The following is an 18,246-nucleotide window of genomic DNA, read 5'->3' on the forward strand; positions in this document are numbered from 1 at the left end:
GTGTGGGGGGGGGTGTGCGGTTTTTATTGTTTCGTGGGCGGGCGCCTGGGGGGGGGTGGGGGCCCCCCCCCCCCGGGGGGCCCGGGGGGGGGGGGCCCCCGCGGGGGGGGCCCCCCCCCCACGGTCGTCTCAAGCCCTCTACCAACTGCTGACGGCCGTGTGCGGAAACCAAACGTTCTGGTGGCCGGAACCGATCGACCGTGATTAGGCTGATCGACTCGGCGTGGTGCGGGCGGCGGAAGGTGGTCCTGATGGGGGCGGTGGCCGATGAGCGGCGGCGCAGGGCGGACGTGGTGCGGTTCTGGCGAGCGGTGGAACTGTTCAGCCCGCAGAAGGTCCCGGCCGTGAATCCGGCAGAGCAGGTGTTCTCCGTGCACCGGGACAGATCGCTGCCGTGGGAGAACGGCACCGGCCTGCCGCGGCTGCGGCCGAAGCACACCTGGCAGCACACCGTCTACTGCGGAGTGTTCGCCGTCGAACGGGTACGGGATGTGCTCGGCGAGGTATTTCCCGATACGGCGGAAGCGGACTTCGACGGGAGGGCCGGCGGCGACAGCGCGCTCATGTCCTTCACGGTCAACCAGGACGGTCTGCTCCTGAAGGACTCGGTTCTCTTCTCGGCCTGTGCCTGGGCCGTCGGACGCACCCGGGTGCCGGGGCCGTCCGACGCCCGCTGGCTGGAAGGCTTCTCCGACGAGGCCGCGGCCTGCGAGCAGCGGGTCCTGGACCTGGGTGACGGAAACCTCCGCGTGCAGGGCGGCCGGCCAGGGCCAGGGGGGCTCCTCTCGGTCGCCGGGGAACTGGTCGCCGACGCGGTGACCGGCGGGGTGGCCTCCGGGTTGGGCGAGCTCGTGCGCGGTGCGGTGGGGGAGGCCGTTCAGGGCGCCGTCGGCAAGGCGGCGCAGTCCGCTGCCGGCAAAGCCACCGAGACGCTGGCCCAAGGCGCGATCGACGCTGCCCGCAACGGCGGTACGGGCGGCACGCACACCGAGGAGGAGCCGAGCCCCGCAGAACGGCCACCGGAGAACCTCGGATCCCGGCCCCTGTCCTTCGGTGACATCGCCGCTCTCACCGCGTGGCTTGCCCAGCGGTTCGGGGTGACGGTTGACCTGGTACCTGACGCCGCCCGGGTGAAGAGCGTCCAGGTACCGGAAAACCGGGACGACGAGACCGCAAGGCAGGACTTCCTCAACAGTTTCATCGCGGACGACCTGGAACGCGTGGCGGGCGAGCTGGCGAAGGGGGGTGCGGGGCGCGCCCTTGAGGTGTACCTGAGCGAGGCCGACCGCATCGATACCCGGCTCCGCCAGGACGTGCGCGAACATCCGGCGGAGATCCTCAAGAACGTCTCTCCGGAACGCACTCCGCTGGGCAGGTGGCCTTCGGCCACTGACCGGTCATTGGTGCTCAGCCAGCAGTTCGCGGTGAACACGCTGCTGGCCCAACTCGGTGACGCCCCTGGTGTCTTCTCCGTGAACGGCCCGCCGGGAACGGGCAAGACGACCATGCTGCGGGACGTCATCGCTGCCCTGATCACCCAGAGAGCCTGTGCCCTGGCCGAACTGCGGAGCCCGCGGGAAGCGTTCGGCAAGAGCCACAGCTGGCGCAGCGCGCAGTATTCCCGGACCGTCCGGGAGCTCAAGCCGCAGCTGGCGGGCTACGAAATGGTGGTGGCGTCGGCGAACAACGGAGCGGTGCAGAACATCACCGACGAGATCCCCTCCCTTGGCGCCATCGCTTCGCAATGGCGGGACGAGGCCGACTACTTGTCAGAGCAGGCATCTCTGATGCTGGGCGGGGCCGACGCGTGGGGAGCCGTGGCGGCCCGGCTGGGCAACCGCAAGAACCGGAGTGAGTTCACCGAGAGCTTCTGGTGGGGAAACGTGCGGGAAAAGACCGCGCGAGGAGGAACCAGACGCACCCGCACCGACCGGGGGTTGTGGCACGTACTCAGCGGCAGGAGCGAGCAGCTCGCCGCGCCGGTCGACTGGGCGGAGGCCGTACGCCGCTTCAAGGCTGCGCGGAGGGACGTGGAGCGGATACGCGACGAGCGCCAGCGTGCGGCGCAGGCGCTGTGGAGCCTGGGCGAGGCCCGAAGGGGGCGAGACGATGCGGCCCGGCGCGCTGCACCGGCTGCCGGGTCGCTGCCCGCCGTGCGCCATCGGGTCGCCGCCGCAGCGGACGATGTCGAGAGACTGGTCGAAGTCGAGCGTGAACGCCGCGAATGCCGCTACGACCACCAGGCGGCCCAGCCCGGACTGCTCCAAAGCCTGTTCACCGGCGGTCGCACCAACCGCATGTGGCAGGACGAGTACGAACGCCTCACCGATCTCGTGGAACAGGCCGTCGAAGACGTCGGTGCGGCGCGCGCCCGGCTCGCGGCGGCACACCGCGATGCGGACGCGGCACAGCGCCTGATCGATGCGTCCCACGCCCGGCAGGCCGTGGTGGACACGCTTGAGCAGACCGTGCGGGTGGCGCGTGAGCGATGGGGAGCGCACGTTCCCGACCTCGCAGATTACGAGCCGGATGCCGACCGGGAGGCCGTCGAGCGCCGGGAGCGGTCCGCGCCCTGGGCCGACGACGAGTTCGCGGCCGCACGGACCCGGCTCTTCCTGGAAGCTTTGCGTCTGCACGGGGCGTTTTTGAGCGCGGCGGGGGACGTCATGCTCAAGAACCTTCAAGCAGCCATGGAAGTCGTCGGCGGCGACGCGCCGAAGGACCTGGAGCCGGCAGCCGTACGCGCCGCCTGGCAGAATCTGTTCCTCACCGTGCCCGTCGTCTCTACCACCTTCGCCTCGTACGACCGGCTGTTCACCGGCCTCGGCAGAGAGCAACTCGGCTGGCTCTTCGTGGACGAGGCGGGCCAAGCCGCTCCGCAGATGCCGGTGGGCGCGCTCTGGCGCAGCCGCCGTGCGGTGCTCGTCGGTGATCCGCTGCAACTGGAGCCCGTGGTCGTACTGCCGTGGACGGCGCAGCAGCGTCTGCGTGAACACCACCGGGTGGCGCAGGAGTGGGTGCCTTCGTGGACGTCGGCCCAGCAGGTGGCGGATCGGTCGGCTCGCTGGGGCACGACGCTGCCCGCGAACCTGCCGGACGGCTCCGACCAGGTGTGGGTCGGGTCGCCCTTGCGCGTTCACCGCCGGTGCGACGACCCGATGTTCACCATCAGCAACGAGATCGCCTACGACGGACTGATGGTGCATGGCGTGGGTGACAGGGGCGGATTCGGCCCCCTGCCCCACAGCTTCTGGTGGGACGTGTGTGCCCAGGAGTCGATCGGGAAATGGGTCCCCGCAGAAGGGCGTGCGCTCGTCGACGCGGTGAACCGCTTGTTCGGCGAAGGGCTGTCGAAGGACGAGCTCTACGTCATCAGCCCGTTCCGGGATGTCGCGGCACGCGCTGCGGAAACACTCCGTGGCTTGGTGCCGTACCACCGCGTCGGGACGGTGCACACGGCCCAGGGCAAGGAGGCGGATGTGGTGATCATCATCCTGGGCACCCGGCCCGACGCGGCCGGATCCCGACGCTGGGCCGCGGCCAAGCCCAACCTCCTCAACGTCGCCGTCAGCCGGGCCAAGCGGCGTCTGATCGTGATCGGCAACCACGAATCATGGCACGGGCAGCGCCACTTCTCGGTTCTCGCGCGCCAACTGCGGCGCTACGCCCGGTGAGCGCCATGCCAGGCCCGGGCCGCCGGTCCGGAGCCGGGCCGGCGGCCGCGCGGCGCGCCCTTCTCAGAACGCCGGCTCCCGCGCCACCGCCGGCAGGATCTGTACCAGCTGTCCCGGGGGCGTCTTGCGGCGGCGCCATTCGCGGGGGTAGCCCAGGGAGACTTCCTGGTGGGGGATGCCGTCGACCTCGATGGTGCGCGGGATGTGGAGGTGGCCGTAGACGACGGAGGCGGCGCGGAAGCGGCGGGGCCAGTCGGCGGTGGCCTCGGTGCCGCACCACAGGGCGAACTCCGGGTGCCAGAGCGGCTCGGTGGGCTCGCGGACGATCGGCCAGTGGTTGACCAGCACCGTGGGCAGGTCCTCGGGGATCTCGGCGAGCCTGGCCTCGGTGGCCTCGACGCGGGCCCGGCACCAGGCTTCCCTGGTCGGGTACGGGTCCGGGTGGAGGAAGAACTCGTCCGTGCAGACCACCCCGGCCTCCTCGGCGACCGCCAGCGCAGCCTCCTTGGTGTGGGTGCCGGGCGGGCGGAAGGTGTAGTCGTACAGGGCGAAGACCGGGGCGATCACGGCCGGTCCGCCCTCGCCGTCCCAGACCGGGTAGGGGTCCTCGGGTGTCAGGACGCCCAGTTCGCGGCAGATCTCCACCAGGTGCTCGTAGCGCCGGACACCGCGCAGCTGGACGGGGTCGTTGGCCGGTGTCCACAGTTCGTGGTTGCCGGGCACCCAGATCACCTTGGCGAACCGGCGGCTGAGTTCGGTCAGCGCCCAGCGGATGTCCGCGACGTACTCGCCGACGTCCCCGGCCACCAGCAGCCAGTCCGCGTCCGCCCCGGGACGCAGCCGCTCGACGATGCCGCGGTTCTCCTGATAGCGGATGTGCAGGTCGCTGATGGCCATCAGCCGTCCGGGCGCGGTCGCGGCCCGGCCGGACCCGGCGGCGCGGTCTCCTTCGGAGCATGGGGTCTGCATGCACCGACGGTAGGACAGGAGGCGCGCGCAAGGACACGCAGGGGGTGAGGCGTTGGACACCTCGGGAGGTCGGGGCACGTGCTCTCAGGCCCGGCCGGTGCCGCCCGGCGGAGTGTCGCCGCCGAGCCGGATGCGGGTGGCCAGCCAGAGGTCGAACCGGTCGTCGGGGTCGTCGAGCCGGCGGCCCGTCAGGTCCATCGCCTTGTCGAGCCGGTTGCGTACGGTGTGCCGGTGGACGCCGAGCCGGCGGCTGGTGGCGTCCCACGCGCCGCCGGTTTCCAGCCAGGCCGCGAGCGTGGTCAGCAACTCCTCGCCGTGGGCGTCGAGATCGAGCGGGCCGAGTACGGAATCGGCGTAGCCGTGCAGCGCGTGGCGGTCGCCGAGGCCCAGCAGCAGCCGGCTGGCCGCGCTCTGCCGGGCTTCCTCCGGCACTCCGCTCGCCCGGCTGACGCCGAGCAGCCCCGTCGCCTGCCGCAGGGAGACGCGTACCGTCTCCGGCGGGGTGAGCGGGCCGATGCCCGCGGGGCAGTGCGGCGCGAAGCGGCCGAGCACGTCCCGGACGTCCAGGCCGGCGCCGACCACGGCCTCGACGCGGCCGCTCTCCGCTACGCGCACCAGGCCGCCGGGCACGGCCAGGGCCAGGTCGGCGGCGATGTCGTGGGGGCCGGTGTGGGCGTGTCCGGCGGGGGGTTCGACCGCGACGCCGCGTACCCGGTCGTCGTGCAGGCCCGCGGAGGCCAGGATGTCCTGGGCCCGCCCCGCCGGGCCTTCCTCGTCGGCCAGCAGCTCCGCGAGCAGCGCGGATCTGCGGCGCCGTTCCGGTTCGTCCATCAGGTGGCGGCGTTCCAGTTCCAGAGAGAGCAGCGAGACGAGGCCGGGGACCACGGCGCGCGCTGCCGCGTCCGGGGCGCCGGTGAGCAGCAGCAGGCCGCGCAGCCGCCGGGCGCCGAGCGGCTGCACCTCCACCTGGTGGCCGGCGGCCGTGCTGGACGCGCTGCCGCGCAGCCCGCGCGCGGCGACCCGGTCGACGAGGTCGCTCGCTTCGGCCAGCGGTGATGTGCGGGGGCCGCCGCCCGTGGCGAGCAGCCGCCCGAGCGGGTCCAGCACCGCGGCGCCGACGCCGGTGGCGGCGGTCCACTCCTCCAGCATCGGCTGCAGCCCGCTGTCCGTCGCCGCCGCGGTCAGCCGCCGCTGTGTCGCGAAAGCCCGGTGCAGCACCGCGCGCTGCTCGTCGGCGCGCGCGTCGAACACGGCCTTGGTGACGGCGATGAACGGCACTTCGTCGGGGACGGTGAGCAGCGGCAGGTCCGCTTCGCGCGCGGCGTCGACCAGCGGCGCGGGGGCCTGCTGGTACGGGAGGCCGGTGCCCAGCCCGAGTGCGAGGCAGGCCGCCCCGCCTTCGGTGACGTCGCGGACGTACGCCCGGCAGGCCGCGGGTTCCATCGGCAGCACCAGGCCGATCGTCATCAGCAGTTCGCCGCCCTGCAGCCACTTTCCCGGGTGCAGCAGGTCGGAGACGGTCGCGGCCTCGACGGGGCGGTCCAGCAGCCCGGCGGGGACGTCGTAGGTCACCGACAGGTTCAGCTCGGGTCGGGCGAGGAGGTCGGCGATACGGAGGGGCATGGACACAGTGTCCATCAGGTGAGGGCCGAGTGGACGATCGGGCTAAGGGGGCGGCTCCTCCGTTTGGGCGAGGGCGGACTCCGGTACCCGCTGAGAGAGGACACATCACATCCCTTTTGGCGTGTTTTTGCCCGCTTCCGATCGGGGAGTCGAAAAGAAGACCACAAGGGGAACATCCCTTCGTACGCAAGACGAACGCAAAGGATGAACGGCATGCAGGTGGCGTTTCTCGTAGCACCCGAAGGCATCGAGCAGGTCGAGCTGACCGAACCGTGGCAGGCGGTGATCGACGCGGGCGGCACCCCGAAGCTGGTCTCCACCGAGTCCGGCCGCGTCCAGGCGTTCAACCACCTGGACAAGGCGGACACCTTCCCCGTCGACCAGACCGTGGACCAGGCGCAGGTCGGCGACTTCGACGGGCTGGTGCTGCCCGGCGGCGTCGCCAACCCGGACGCGCTGCGGCTGAACGAGAAGGCCGTGGCGTTCGCCCGCGGCTTCTTCGACGCCGGCAAGCCGGTGGCGGCGATCTGCCACGCGCCGTGGACGCTGATCGAGGCCGACGTCGTACGCGACCGCACGCTCACGTCCTGGCCGAGCCTGCGCACGGACGTCGAGAACGCCGGCGGTACCTGGGTGGACGAGCAGGTCAAGGTCTGCACCGGCGGCCCCAACAAGCTGATCACCAGCCGCAAGCCGGACGACCTGAAGGCGTTCTGCGAGACCTTCGTCGCGGAGTTCAAGCGCTGATCCCCCGTACGGGGACGCGGGTCACACCTCTTCCGACAGCACCACGGCCGACTCGGGCGGCAGTCTCAGGACGCCGCCCGGGCCGGCCGTGACGGTGTCCGGGGCGTCCGGCCACGCCGCGAGCACCCGTACCCGCCCGCCGGCGCCGGGCACCTCGGCCGTGCCCTCCCCGGCCAGGTGCACCACCACCCGCACCGGCCCGCGCCGCAGGCACAGCCAGCGGGCCTCCTCGTCGTACGCGACCTGGGTGAGCGTGAGGTCCGGGTCGGTGAGCGGCGGGTGGGCGGCGCGCACCGCGAGCAGCTTCCGGTACCAGGCCAGCAGCCCGGCGTGCGGCGCACGCGCGGGCTCGGACCAGTCCAGGCAGGAGCGCTCGCGGGTCGCCGGGTCCTGCGGGTCGGGGATGTCCGCCGCCCGCCAGCCGTGCTCGGCGAACTCGCGGCGGCGACCGGTGCGTACCGCCTCGGCCAGCTCCGGATCCGTGTGGTCGGTGAAGAACTGCCAGGGCGTACGGGCTCCCCACTCCTCGCCCATGAACAGCATCGGCGTATACGGCGAGCACAGCGACAGCGCCGCGCCGCAGGCGACCAGGCCGGGGGAGAGGCCGGCGGCCGCCCGGTCGCCGAGCGCCCGGTTGCCGATCTGGTCGTGCGTCTGGGCGTAGGCCAGCAGACGGTGGGCGGCGGTGGCACGCCGGTCCAGGGGGCTGCCGTGCCTGCGGCCGCGGAAGCTGGAATACGTACCGTCGTGGAAGAAGCCGCCGGTCAGCGTCTTGGCGAGGGCGGCGAGCGGCGCGCGGGCGAAGTCGGCGTAGTAGCCCTGTGACTCGCCGGTCAGCGCGGTGTGCAGACTGTGGTGGAAGTCGTCGTTCCACTGGGCGTGCAAGCCATGGCCGCCGCCCGCGCGCGGGGCGAGGGTGCGCGGGTCGTTGCGGTCGGATTCGGCGATGAGGAACAGCGGGCGGCGCAGGTGTGTGGCGAGTGCGTCGACGGCACCGGACAAGTCGGCCAGGAAATGGCGCGCCCGGGTGTCGATCAGAGCGTGCACGGCGTCGAGGCGCAGCCCGTCGATCCGGTAGTCGCGCAGCCAGGCGAGCGCGCTCTCGATGAAGTACGCACGGACCTCGTCCGACCCGGGCGCGTCAAGGTTGACCGCCGCTCCCCACGGCGTGTGATGGGTTTCGGTGAAGTACGGCCCGAAGGCGGGCAGGTGGTTGCCGGACGGCCCCAGGTGGTTGTGCACGACGTCGAGGACGACGCCCAAGCCGTGCCCGTGAGCGGCGTCGACGAGGCGCTTGAGCCCCTCGGGACCGCCGTACGGCTCGTGTACGGCCCAGGGCGCCACGCCCTCGTACCCCCAGCCGTGCGTCCCGGGGAACGGGCACACGGGCATCAGGGCGAGGTGGGTGACGCCCAGGCCGGCGAGGTGCGGCAGCCGCTCGACGGCGGCGTCGAAGGTACCGGCGCCGGTGAACGTACCCGTGTGCAGCTCGTACAGGACCGCGCCCGGCAGGGGGCGGCCGGGCCAGTCGTGCCGCCAGGCGAACCGGGCGTGCTCGACGACCGCGCTCGGCCCGTCCGGCCCTTCGGGCTGACGCGCCGAGCGCGGATCGGGCAGGAGCGGGCCGTCGTCGAGACGGAAGCCGTAGCGGTCACCGTCGCGGGCCGGCGCCTCGGCCCGCCACCAGCCCTTACGGGCGGGATCGCGTTCCATGGGGACGTGCTCGGCGGGGACCCGCCCCGTGCGGACGTACCCCGTGGCCGCGGCGTGCCCCGTCGTGAGGGCGAGATCCTCGCCTCCCGTCCCTGCGGCGTCCCGGTCGCGGGGCGTCACGAAATGCAGCGCGACCCGTCCGGCGTTCGGTGCCCACACCTCGAACAGCACGGCTGTCCTCCCTAGTCCGCCAGGCGGACGGGGAAGGCCCCGCCCGCTCTCAGACGAAGAATGCACGCTCCTGCGTCATCGGGTAGCCCGCCTTGGCGAAAGCCGCCGCCATGGGGGCGTTCGGCTGGTCCGTTTCGGCGACGATCCGGTCGGCCCCTTCGGCGGCCAGCTGCCGGGTGCAGTCGGCGAGCAGGTCGTAGCCGTACCCCCGCCCGCGGTGTTCGGGCACGATGCCGACGAAGCCGATGACGGGCGACTGCAGGTTGCGCGCCGGGACGTGCAGCCCGACGATCTCGCCTCCCCGCTCCGGTTCCGCGGTGCGGGCGATTCGCCACCAGTCGCGCGGCGACGGGCACCAGTTGAAGAAGTCCAGCTCTTCCCGCGTCGCGGCCTGTTCGACGCCGCCCTCGGCGATCGCCTGCCGGGCGTGGGCGTCCAGCGAGCCGGACTCGACGCGCCGCAGAATGTCCAGGATCACACCGTCGTCGGGCTCCGGCCCGAACACCAGCCGTCCCGGCTGCTCCGGGAGGCCGGACTCGGGCGTCCATGTGTAGCGGTACCGCTCGACGAGCGGCGCCAGTCCGGCGGCGACGGCCGCGTCCATCCGGGCGTGCGCGGCGTCCCGTACCGCCTTCTGGCCGCGCCAGCCGGGCGGCAGTTGCAGGACGTACTCGGCGTGCAGGGGAGCGGCGCGCAGCAGCCCGGCCGCGGCGTCCGACTCGCCCGGGGCGAAGTCGAACCAGTCCAGGGCGATCGGCCGGGCGTCGCCGGGCCCGGCCCACCAGGCTGCGCGGGCCACCACGACACCGTCGCGCAGCGCCACCCACGTCCATTCGGGCCGGTACTGGCCGCCCTGCGCGACGGTCGCGTAGCGGCGGCCGAAGGGGAGGTGGCCGACGAGTCCCGCGGTGGGGTCGTCCAGTGTGTGGAAGAGATGCGCGACGCTCTCACTGAGCGCGCGGATGACCAGGTCGGTCATGGGGTCCTCTCGGAAGGCAGTGGCTGCGCTCCCGGCGGCTGGAATGTCAGCCCAGGACAGCCCGGCGGACGGGGCGGGAGCGCGGGAACGGGTACGTCGACACGGCTCGTCGCCTCCTCTCCTCTTCCAGGGACTGCCGGAACAGTAGCCGGACGGCGTGCTCCGCGCCACGGTTTTCCGGCGCGCCCGCCGGTCTCCGCAGGGGCCGCGCCGTGGCCGCCTCCGCTGGACACCGGCTCGCGGGCACCGGACAATCACCGGCATGACATCGCTGGAGTTCCCGGCCCGACCGGCGCGTCCGTCGGAAGCCGACCGGGAACGCGCCTTGGAACTGCTGCGCGAAGGCGCGGCGCAAGGCCGGCTGTCCCAGGACACCTTCCTGCGGCGGCTGGAGCTGGTGCTCACGGCCCGTCAGCACGCCGAACTGGCCGCCGCCACCGCCGACCTGGCCTCCAGGGGCCGCGTCGAGGGCGCCGTACTGAGCGCGGTGGGCAAGGTGTCGCAGTTCAACATCATGGTCCGCAGGGCGTGGCGCAGGGAGCGGCTGCCGAAGCTCCTGCTCCCCGCGCCGGGACCGTTCCCTCTCCTCATAGGGCGCGCGCCCGGCGCCGGCCTGCGCCTGAACCACGACACCGTCTCGCGCTCCCACGCCGAACTGCGCAGCGCCGACGGCGGCTGGCTGCTGCGCGACCTCGGATCCACGAACGGCACGTGCGTGAACGGGCGCCGGGTCGTGGGCGAAGTGCTGGTGCGCCCCGGCGATCACGTCGCTTTCGGCCGCGTCGACTACGTGCTCACCGAGCGCTGACCGCCGGGCTGCCGATCCCGTACGGGCCCCCGCGCCCCTGCGCCCTCAGTCCTCCGCGACCAGCAGCGCCACCGGATACCGCTTCAGCAGCTCGCGCAGACACACCACAGGCCCCGGCACTTCACGGCCGGTGAGCAGGTCACGCCACCGGCCGGGGCCCGGGAGGGACAGTTCCGTGTCGCGCCAGCCGCCGTCCTCGGACAGGCGCAGCGAGAGCCGGGTGGCCACCGTCACCGCCCGGCCGGCGCGCGCGAAGGCCAGGCAGTGCCCGGCGCCCGCGCCGTCGGCGTGCAGCGGGGTGTAGGTCCCCTGGGCGCCGAACCACCGCGGGTGGGCCCGCCGCAGCCGCAGGGCCGTGGCCGTCAGGAACATCTTCTCCCCCGACAGGTCCTGCGGCCCCGTCCCGTCGTCCAGTTCGGTCAGCAGCGCGGCGCGCAGCCGGGGCGGACGGCGGTTGTCGGGGTCGACCAGGGCGGTGTACTCCGTCTCGGTGCCCTGGTACAGGTCGGGCACGCCGGGCATCGTCAGGTGGAGCAGCGACGCGCTCAGCACGTTGGCGCGGATGTACGGCGCCAGTCCGGCGGCCAGTTCGGTGAGCGACGAAGCGGCGGGCCCGCACGGCCCGGCGCGCAGGAAGTCGCCGACCGCCTCCTCGTACCCGGCGTCCTGCTCCGTCCAGGAGGTGTGCAGCCCCGCCTCCCGTACGGCCTTGAGCACCGACGGGATCAGCCGTTCCGCCGACGGCTTGCCGAGGCCGAAGGCGGTCTGCCAGGCCACCCAGGCGAGCTGCTGGTCCGGCGGCTGCGGCCCCTCGCCGCCGGCCGGGCCGGCGGAGACCCGGCGCAGCAGCTCCCGCCACCGGTCCGGGCACTCGGTCAGTACGGCGATCCGCGCCCGGACGTCGGCGCTGCGCTTGGTGTCGTGGGTGGAGAGCACCGTCGAGGTCAGCGGCCAGTCCCGCTGGATACGGGCGCAGTACGCGTGGAAGGTGTCCACGCCCACGGTGGGCGCGCCCGGGTCGGAGCCCACCTCGCAGGCCGACAGCAGGGGCACGTAGCGGTAGAAGGCGGTGTCCTCCACGGACTTGGCGCGCAGCGCGGAGGAGGTCTGGGCGAAGCGCGCGCAGAAGTCCACGCAGTCCGGGCCGTCCCCGAGCAGGCCGAGCGCCAGGTCGCGCACCAGGTCGACCGCCAGCGCCTCCTCCGGCGCGCGGAAGACCGTACGCGCCCGTGCGGCGGCCTCGGCCAGCATCGCCGCGTCCAGCTCGCCGCGCTGCGGGTCCCGGGCTCCGGCGCCGTCGGTGGCGTACGGCCGGTAGACGGGCAGCCTGACCAGCAGTTCGCGGACGGCGGTGCGCAGCGCCCAGGGGGCGTGGTCGCCCTGGTGCGACGCCTGGTCGCTGATCCGTCCCGCGGTGCGCGCCAGCCGCTCGACCTCGGCGGCGAGGTCGTGGGTGACGACCTCGTAGGCGGCGCGGCGTACCGTTTCCTCCCAGTCGCCGCCGGTGTCCGCCAGCGGGGCGACGAAGTCGCGGTAGACGGTGAAGAGGCGGCCGGAGCCGAGCGGGCAGACGAACAGGCCGTCGAGGTGGCGCAGCGCGTCGTAGCCGGTGGTGCCCGCGCACTTCCAGCCGCGCGGCAGGCGCTCGCGGCCGGTCAGGATCTTCTCCACCACGGTCCAGCGCCCGCCGGTGGCGGCGTGCAGCCGGGCGAGGTAGTCGCCGGGGGCGGCCAGGCCGTCCGGGTGGTCGATCCGCAGCCCGTCGACGACGCCTTCGCGCAGCAGCCGCAGGACGGTCCGGTGCGTCGCGTCGAACACCTCCGGGTCCTCCACGCGCACGCCGATCAGCTCCGAGATGGTGAAGAACCGCCGGTAGTTGATCTCGCTGCGGGCCAGCCGCCACCAGGCGAGGCGGTACCACTGCGCGTCCAGCAGGCGGGGCAGCGGCAGCCGCTCGGTGCCCGGCCTGATGGGGAAGACGTGGTCGTGGTAGCGCAGGACGTCACCGTCGGCCCGGATGTCGCGCAGCTCGTCGCCGAGACGCCCGCCCAGCACCGGCAGCAGCACCCGGCCGCCGTGCCCGCCGTCCCAGTCGATGTCGAACCAGCGGGCGTACGGCGACGCCGGGCCGTCCCGCAGCACCGCCCACAGCGGCGCGTTCAGCGACTCGGGCGCGGGCACGGCCATGTGGTTGGGCACGAGGTCCGCCACCAGCCGCAGCCCGTGCGCCGCCGCCGTGGCGGCCAGCGCCCGCAGGCCCTCCTCGCCGCCCAGTTCGGCCCGTACCGCCGAGTGGTCCACCACGTCGTAGCCGTGCGTGGAACCGGGGGCCGCTTCGAGGACGGGGGAGAGGTGGAGGTGCGAGACGCCCAGCGCGGCAAGGTACGGCACGGCCTTCTCGGCCGCCGCGAAGGGCAGGTCCGGCTGGAGCTGGAGCCGGTACGTGGCGGTGGGGGGCGCACTGGAATCGGCCGTCATGGGAACACACGTACCCGCCGGACGGCCCGTTGTTTCACCCGACCCGGAACGCCTTCGGCCCGGGTCACCGCAATGGCGGACCCCGCCGTCCCGCCCGTGGCGTACCCGGCCCGGCCGTGCGAGCCGCGGAGGCCGTACGCGCACGGCCCCCGCGGCTCGCCACCGCCCAAGCCGCCGCTAGGGCGCTTCTGACGGATCTCCGCGGCATCGCGACGCCCGGCACGCACCCTCGCCGCACGGCGCGAAGGGACAGGTGGCTCCGCCACATGACCCTCCACACCGCACGCCGAGCGCACGCACCGAACGCCGCTCCGTCCTCCACGGAGATCCATCAGAAGCGCCCTAAGCCGGCCGCTGGAGCACCAGCATGCTCCGCCCCGGCAGGGTCAGGACGTCGCCGGCCTGGGCCTTGGTGCCGCCGCCGTCGGCGACGGCCTCCGGGGCGGCGGTGTCCACGACCGCCTGCCACTGGCGGCCGTGGTCGACGGGCACGGTGAACTCCCGCTCGTCCGCGTGCGCGTTGAACATCAGCAGGAACGAGTCGTCGGTGATCCGTTCGCCGCGCGGGCCCGGTTCGGAGATCGCGCTGCCGTTGAGGAAGACGGTCAGCGACTTTGCGTGTGCCGCCTGCCAGTCCCGCTGCCGCATCTCCTCGCCCTCCGCGGTGAACCAGGCGATGTCGGACAGCTCGTCGTGGGTGCCCTCCATGGGCCGGCCGTGGAAGAAGCGCCGCCGCCGGAAGACCGGGTGGTCGCGCCGCAGCCACACCATCTGCCGGACGAAGGCGAGCAGCTCCCGGTCCTCCTCTCGGACGGCCGCCGTGGCCGTGGCCTCCTCCTCGGCGGTCCGGGCCGGGTCGGATCCCTCTCTCTCGTCCGGTTCGGCCGTGCCCGGCCAGCGCACCCAGGCCAGCTCGTTGTCCTGGCAGTAAGCGTTGTTGTTGCCGCGCTGGGTGCGCCCGAACTCGTCACCGTGGCTGAGCATCGGCACGCCCTGCGACAGCATCAGCGTGGCGATGAAGTTGCGCATCTGGCGGGCGCGCAGCTCCCGTACGGCGGGGTCGTCCGTGGGGCCTTCGGCGCCGCAGTTCCAGGACCGGTTGAAACTCTCGCCGTCCTGGTTGTTCTCGCCGTTGGCGTCGTTGTGCTTGTTGTTGTAGCTGACCAGGTCGCGCAGGGTGAAACCGTCGTGGCAGGTGACGAAGTTGACCGAGGCGAGCGGGCGCCGGCCGTCGCCCTGGTAGAGGTCGGAGGAGCCGGTCAGCCGGGAGCCGAATTCGGCCAGTGTGCGCGGTTCGCCGCGCCACAGGTCCCGTACGGTGTCCCGGAACTTTCCGTTCCACTCGGTCCACAGCGGCGGGAAGTTCCCCACCTGGTAGCCGCCCTCGCCCACGTCCCACGGCTCGGCGATCAGCTTCACCTGGCTGACCACCGGGTCCTGCTGTACGAGGTCGAAGAACGAGGACAGCCGGTCCACCTCGTGGAACTGCCGGGCCAGCGTCGCCGCCAGGTCGAAGCGGAACCCGTCCACCCGCATCTCCGTCACCCAGTAACGCAGCGAGTCCATGATGAGCTGGAGGACGTGCGGGCTGCGCATCAGCAGGGAGTTCCCGGTGCCCGTGGTGTCCATGTAGTAGCGCGGGTCGTCGGCCAGCCGGTAGTAGGAGGCGTTGTCCAGGCCGCGGAAGGAGAGCGTGGGGCCGAGGTGGTTGCCCTCCGCGGTGTGGTTGTAGACGACGTCGAGGATGACCTCGATGCCCGCCTCGTGCAGAGCCCGCACCGCCGACTTGAACTCCAGCACCTGCTGCCCGCGGTCTCCCCAGGAGGCGTACGCGTTGTGCGGGGCGAAGAAGCCGATCGTGTTATAGCCCCAGTAGTTCGCCAGTCCCGCGTCCACCAGCCGGTGGTCGTTCACGAACTGGTGGACCGGCATCAGCTCCAGTGCCGTGACCCCCAGCTCGGTCAGGTGCTCGATGACCGCGGGGTGCGCGAGCGCCGCGTAGCTGCCGCGGAGGTCGTCCGGCAGGTCGGGGTGGAGCATCGTGAGGCCCTTGACGTGCGCCTCGTAGAGCACCGTCTCGTGGTAGTCGGTGCGCGGCGGGCGGTCGTCGCCCCAGTCGAAGTACGGGTTGACGACGACCGACGCCATCGTGTGCGGCGCCGAGTCGAGGTCGTTGCGGCTGTCCGGCCTGCCGAAGTGGTAGCCGTACACCGCCTCGTCCCAGTCGATGCTGCCGCTGACCGCCTTCGCGTAGGGGTCCAGCAGCAGCTTGGCGGAGTTGTGGCGGTCACCGCGCTCCGGTTTGTAGGGGCCGTGCACCCGGAAGCCGTACCGTTGCCCCGGCATGATCCCGGGGAGGTAGGCGTGCCGTACGAACGCGTCGGTCTCCCGCAGTTCGACGGCGGTTTCCGAGCCGTCGTCGTGCAGCAGTGACAGCTCTGTGCGTTCCGCCGTCTCGGAGTACACCGCGAAGTTGGTGCCCGCACCGTCGTACGTGGCACCCAGGGGATACATCTGTCCCGGCCAGACCTGCATGCGTCGACTCTTCCACTTCCTCGATGGGCGCCGCGGCGCCTGGATGCCTCACGTCGGTCGTGCGTCGCTGTGTTCGTTGGCTGCGTGCGGTGTGTCGTTCCTGTGTCTCAACCTGCCCTGTTCGGCTGGTTTTTCGCGTGATCTGGGCTGAAAGGCGGGCAACCCGCGGCGAAGTCGGATCGTCGTACAGGACGACCGATATGTGCTGAGCACCATGAGGCAGCAGGGGGGAACAGTGCGCGAGATGATGCACCGCCACCTGGGCAAGGTGGTGGCGGGCGCGGCCGTGGCGCTGGCGGGTACCGCCGTCCTGGCCGCGGTGGCCCTGCCGGGGGACGCGGGAGCGGCCGGCGGGGGGAGCCGGGCCGCCGCGTCCGAGGGGCAGCAGCCACCGGCGGGCCAGGGGCAGCAGGCGCGGCCCGGGTCCGTCGAACGGGTGCCCGCCGAGGGAAGCGAGGGAGTCGGCCGCGACCCGCTTACGGACGACGAGTTCCGGCGGGCTCAGGAGCTGGCGGCGCCCCGTACCTTCCGCGGCGCGACCGAGAACGTCAAGGGCGGGGCCGGCCCGGAGCGGCTGACCACCGACCTGGCCGAGCTGGGCCCCGACGAGACCGGCAGCGCCGATCCGCCGCGCCGGGCCGACGTGTCCTTCTACGACTACCGGGCCGACGCGTACGTGACCAAGACCGTCAACCTGACCACCGGAAAGGTGGAGAAGACGAACACCCAGCACGGCGTGCAGCCGCCGCCCAACCGCACCGAGAGCGAGACGGCGGCCGGCCTGCTGATCGCCGCGCCCGAGGGCGAGGGCCTCAGGAAGGACTACGAACACGCCACCGGCAAGAAGCTGACCGGTCCGGAACAGCTGGCCGTGTCCGGCTTCGTCTACCGGGGAGCCGCGGAAGGGCCGGCACCGGAGGGGCTGCGCGACTGCGGGCAGCACCGCTGCGTCCGGCTCTTCACCAAGGTGAGGAACGGCCAGTGGATCGACACCCGGCGCTATGTGGTCGACCTGAGCGCCCGCACGGTCGGCCGGCTGGACTGAGCCGGCCGAGGCCGGACCCGCGGTGGCGTGCGAGCACGCCACCGTCACGTACTCCGCAGCTTCCGTATCACTGCCGTACAGGAGCGTTCCCATGCACGCAAGACCCTTCCGCCGTGCCCGCGTCGATCACGACCGTGCCCGTACCCGTGTCCCTGTCCCTACCCACCGTGCCCGCCTCCGGCGCGCCGCACTGGTCGCCGCGCCGCTGCTGCTCGGTACGGCGGCACTGACGACCGGGCCCTCCGCCGCACAGGCCGCGCCGGCGGCCCCCGCGGCGCCCGCTCCCACCGCCGCAGGATGCAGTACCCCGTACAGCATCACGCAGACCCTCGAAGGCGGCACCACTTGGCGCATGTGCTGGCACTACGAGGCGAACGCCGGGCTGGTCCTGGACAACGTCTCCTACCAGCCGAAGGGCGAGCCCCGGCCGATCCGGGTGCTGACCAGTGCCAGTCTCGCGCAGATCCACGTCCCGTACGACGACGGCGGCATGGAGTACGACGACCTGACGGGGCAGGGCTTCGCCCAGGGCCTCCAGACGCTCGACCCGGGCGAGTGTCCCGGTGGCACCATCAAATCGGTCAAGGTGCCGGGCGCCTGGGACCCGGGCCACCCGAACGTCAACGGGCTGTGCGTCACCACGCGCGCCCGCGGCCACGCCTACCGCCTGGGGTACTACCCGGGGGAGGCCGGCACGACCTACCAGGCCCAGGGCAAGGACCTGCTGGTCTACACGGTCAACAAGACCGGCTGGTACGAGTACGTCGTCGAGTGGCGCTTCTCCGGCGACGGCACGATGAACATGCAGGTCGGCGCCACCGGCACCCTCTCGCCCAGCGACTACGACGCGGGTGACGGCCGCGGCTGGCCGATCGGCAAGGGCGCCAAGGACTACGCCACCAGCCACAGCCACAACGTCTTCTGGCGCCTGAACTTCGGCCTGGACGGGTCGTCGGCCAACCGGGTCGAGCAGTTCGACTCGACGATCACTCCGCAGAGCGGCGGGCAGACGCCCAAGACCAAGACGGTCCGTACGCCGGTGACCAAGGAGCTGGCGGGCGACGCCGGGCCGATGCGGTGGTGGCGGGTGGTCAGCAACGTCGGCAAGAACAAGGACGGTCATCCCCGGTCGTACGAGATCGTTCCCGGTCATACCAGCAAGTACACCGGACGCGCCTACACCAAGCACGACGTGTACTTCACCGAGTACAACAAGTGCGAGCAGTTCGCCAGCCACAACCTGGCGGACTGCGGGGCCGGGGCCGGGCGGAGCGTGGAGAAGTGGGTCAACGGGCAGCCGCTCCGTCACCCCGTCGCCTGGGTCAACATCGGCTTCCACCACATCGCCAGGGACGAGGACCAGGAGCCCATGCCGGTCCACTGGCAGGGCTTCCAGCTCTCCCCGCGCGACGTCACCGCTATGAATCCGCTCACTCCGCCCGCGCTTTCCGGGCACAACGGTCACGTCGAATAAGGGGAGTTGGTAGAGGACTCGATCCATCCT

The 18,246-nt window shown here is 72.4% G+C and carries 11 protein-coding genes; 5 read left to right on the forward strand and 6 right to left on the reverse strand.

Annotation, left to right across the window (positions count from 1 at the left end):
* The first annotated feature begins 251 nt into the window (after positions 1-251).
* A complete protein-coding gene (locus ACH4K4_RS27065) occupies positions 252-3,674 on the forward strand; it encodes a DEAD/DEAH box helicase (RefSeq protein WP_398170764.1) in 3,423 nt (1,140 codons plus the stop codon).
* Between the two features lie 63 nt (positions 3,675-3,737).
* Here ACH4K4_RS27065 and ACH4K4_RS27070 read toward each other — a convergent pair whose 3' ends face one another.
* Positions 3,738-4,643 (reverse strand): metallophosphoesterase family protein, encoded by a 906-nt coding sequence (locus ACH4K4_RS27070; protein WP_398170766.1) that lies wholly within the window; start codon positions 4,641-4,643, stop codon positions 3,738-3,740.
* An 84-nt stretch (positions 4,644-4,727) separates the two neighbouring features.
* Positions 4,728-6,266, reverse strand: coding sequence for a PucR family transcriptional regulator (locus ACH4K4_RS27075; protein ID WP_398170767.1), 1,539 nt, complete (start codon positions 6,264-6,266; stop codon positions 4,728-4,730).
* Positions 6,267-6,479: 213 nt separating this feature from the next.
* On the opposite strand from ACH4K4_RS27075, the gene ACH4K4_RS27080 reads away from it, so the two are divergent.
* Positions 6,480-7,013, forward strand: a complete 534-nt coding sequence (locus ACH4K4_RS27080; protein ID WP_398170769.1) for a type 1 glutamine amidotransferase domain-containing protein — start codon at positions 6,480-6,482, stop codon at positions 7,011-7,013.
* A gap of 21 nt (positions 7,014-7,034) precedes the next feature.
* Here the strand turns inward: ACH4K4_RS27080 and treZ are convergent, their stop codons facing one another.
* Complete coding sequence (treZ, locus tag ACH4K4_RS27085; RefSeq protein WP_398170771.1) at positions 7,035-8,897, reverse strand: malto-oligosyltrehalose trehalohydrolase; 1,863 nt, start codon at positions 8,895-8,897, stop codon at positions 7,035-7,037.
* 49 nt (positions 8,898-8,946) lie between these two features.
* Positions 8,947-9,876 carry a GNAT family N-acetyltransferase gene (locus tag ACH4K4_RS27090; RefSeq protein WP_398170773.1) on the reverse strand — a complete coding sequence of 310 codons (930 nt, stop codon included), beginning with the start codon at positions 9,874-9,876 and terminating at the stop codon, positions 8,947-8,949.
* A 262-nt stretch (positions 9,877-10,138) separates the two neighbouring features.
* Between ACH4K4_RS27090 and ACH4K4_RS27095 the strand changes: the two genes are divergently transcribed.
* The gene (locus ACH4K4_RS27095; RefSeq protein ID WP_398170775.1) at positions 10,139-10,684 is read left to right on the forward strand and encodes an FHA domain-containing protein; all 546 of its coding nucleotides are present in this window, start codon (positions 10,139-10,141) and stop codon (positions 10,682-10,684) included.
* Between the two features lie 45 nt (positions 10,685-10,729).
* Here the strand turns inward: ACH4K4_RS27095 and treY are convergent, their stop codons facing one another.
* Positions 10,730-13,162: a malto-oligosyltrehalose synthase gene (treY, locus tag ACH4K4_RS27100; protein WP_398170777.1), complete on the reverse strand. Its 2,433-nt coding sequence runs from the start codon at positions 13,160-13,162 to the stop codon at positions 10,730-10,732.
* A gap of 342 nt (positions 13,163-13,504) precedes the next feature.
* A complete protein-coding gene (gene glgX / locus ACH4K4_RS27105; RefSeq protein ID WP_398170779.1) occupies positions 13,505-15,697 on the reverse strand; it encodes a glycogen debranching protein GlgX in 2,193 nt (730 codons plus the stop codon).
* 214 nt (positions 15,698-15,911) lie between these two features.
* Here glgX and ACH4K4_RS27110 point away from each other — a divergent pair, with 214 nt between their 5' ends.
* Positions 15,912-16,742: a Tat pathway signal sequence domain protein gene (locus tag ACH4K4_RS27110; RefSeq protein WP_398170781.1), complete on the forward strand. Its 831-nt coding sequence runs from the start codon at positions 15,912-15,914 to the stop codon at positions 16,740-16,742.
* A gap of 352 nt (positions 16,743-17,094) precedes the next feature.
* The gene (locus ACH4K4_RS27115; RefSeq protein ID WP_398171044.1) at positions 17,095-18,216 is read left to right on the forward strand and encodes a copper amine oxidase; all 1,122 of its coding nucleotides are present in this window, start codon (positions 17,095-17,097) and stop codon (positions 18,214-18,216) included.
* The last annotated feature ends 30 nt before the right edge of the window (positions 18,217-18,246 follow it).

The sequence above is a fragment of the Streptomyces sp. NPDC017529 genome (genome assembly GCF_044329785.1).
In the GTDB taxonomy this organism is placed as follows: Bacteria; Actinomycetota; Actinomycetes; order Streptomycetales; family Streptomycetaceae; genus Streptomyces.

What these genes read in the sequence shown, in the direction of transcription:
- ACH4K4_RS27065 (WP_398170764.1), top strand. Translation starts at nt 252, where the DNA reads ATGGGGGCGGTGGCCGATGAGCGGCGGCGCAGGGCGGACGTGGTGCGG.
- ACH4K4_RS27070 (WP_398170766.1), bottom strand. Translation starts at nt 4,643, where the DNA reads ATGCAGACCCCATGCTCCGAAGGAGACCGCGCCGCCGGGTCCGGCCGG.
- ACH4K4_RS27075 (WP_398170767.1), bottom strand. Translation starts at nt 6,266, where the DNA reads ATGCCCCTCCGTATCGCCGACCTCCTCGCCCGACCCGAGCTGAACCTG.
- ACH4K4_RS27080 (WP_398170769.1), top strand. Translation starts at nt 6,480, where the DNA reads ATGCAGGTGGCGTTTCTCGTAGCACCCGAAGGCATCGAGCAGGTCGAG.
- ACH4K4_RS27090 (WP_398170773.1), bottom strand. Translation starts at nt 9,876, where the DNA reads ATGACCGACCTGGTCATCCGCGCGCTCAGTGAGAGCGTCGCGCATCTC.
- ACH4K4_RS27095 (WP_398170775.1), top strand. Translation starts at nt 10,139, where the DNA reads ATGACATCGCTGGAGTTCCCGGCCCGACCGGCGCGTCCGTCGGAAGCC.
- treY (WP_398170777.1), bottom strand. Translation starts at nt 13,162, where the DNA reads ATGACGGCCGATTCCAGTGCGCCCCCCACCGCCACGTACCGGCTCCAG.
- glgX (WP_398170779.1), bottom strand. Translation starts at nt 15,697, where the DNA reads ATGCAGGTCTGGCCGGGACAGATGTATCCCCTGGGTGCCACGTACGAC.
- ACH4K4_RS27110 (WP_398170781.1), top strand. Translation starts at nt 15,912, where the DNA reads ATGAGGCAGCAGGGGGGAACAGTGCGCGAGATGATGCACCGCCACCTG.
- ACH4K4_RS27115 (WP_398171044.1), top strand. Translation starts at nt 17,095, where the DNA reads ATGTGCTGGCACTACGAGGCGAACGCCGGGCTGGTCCTGGACAACGTC.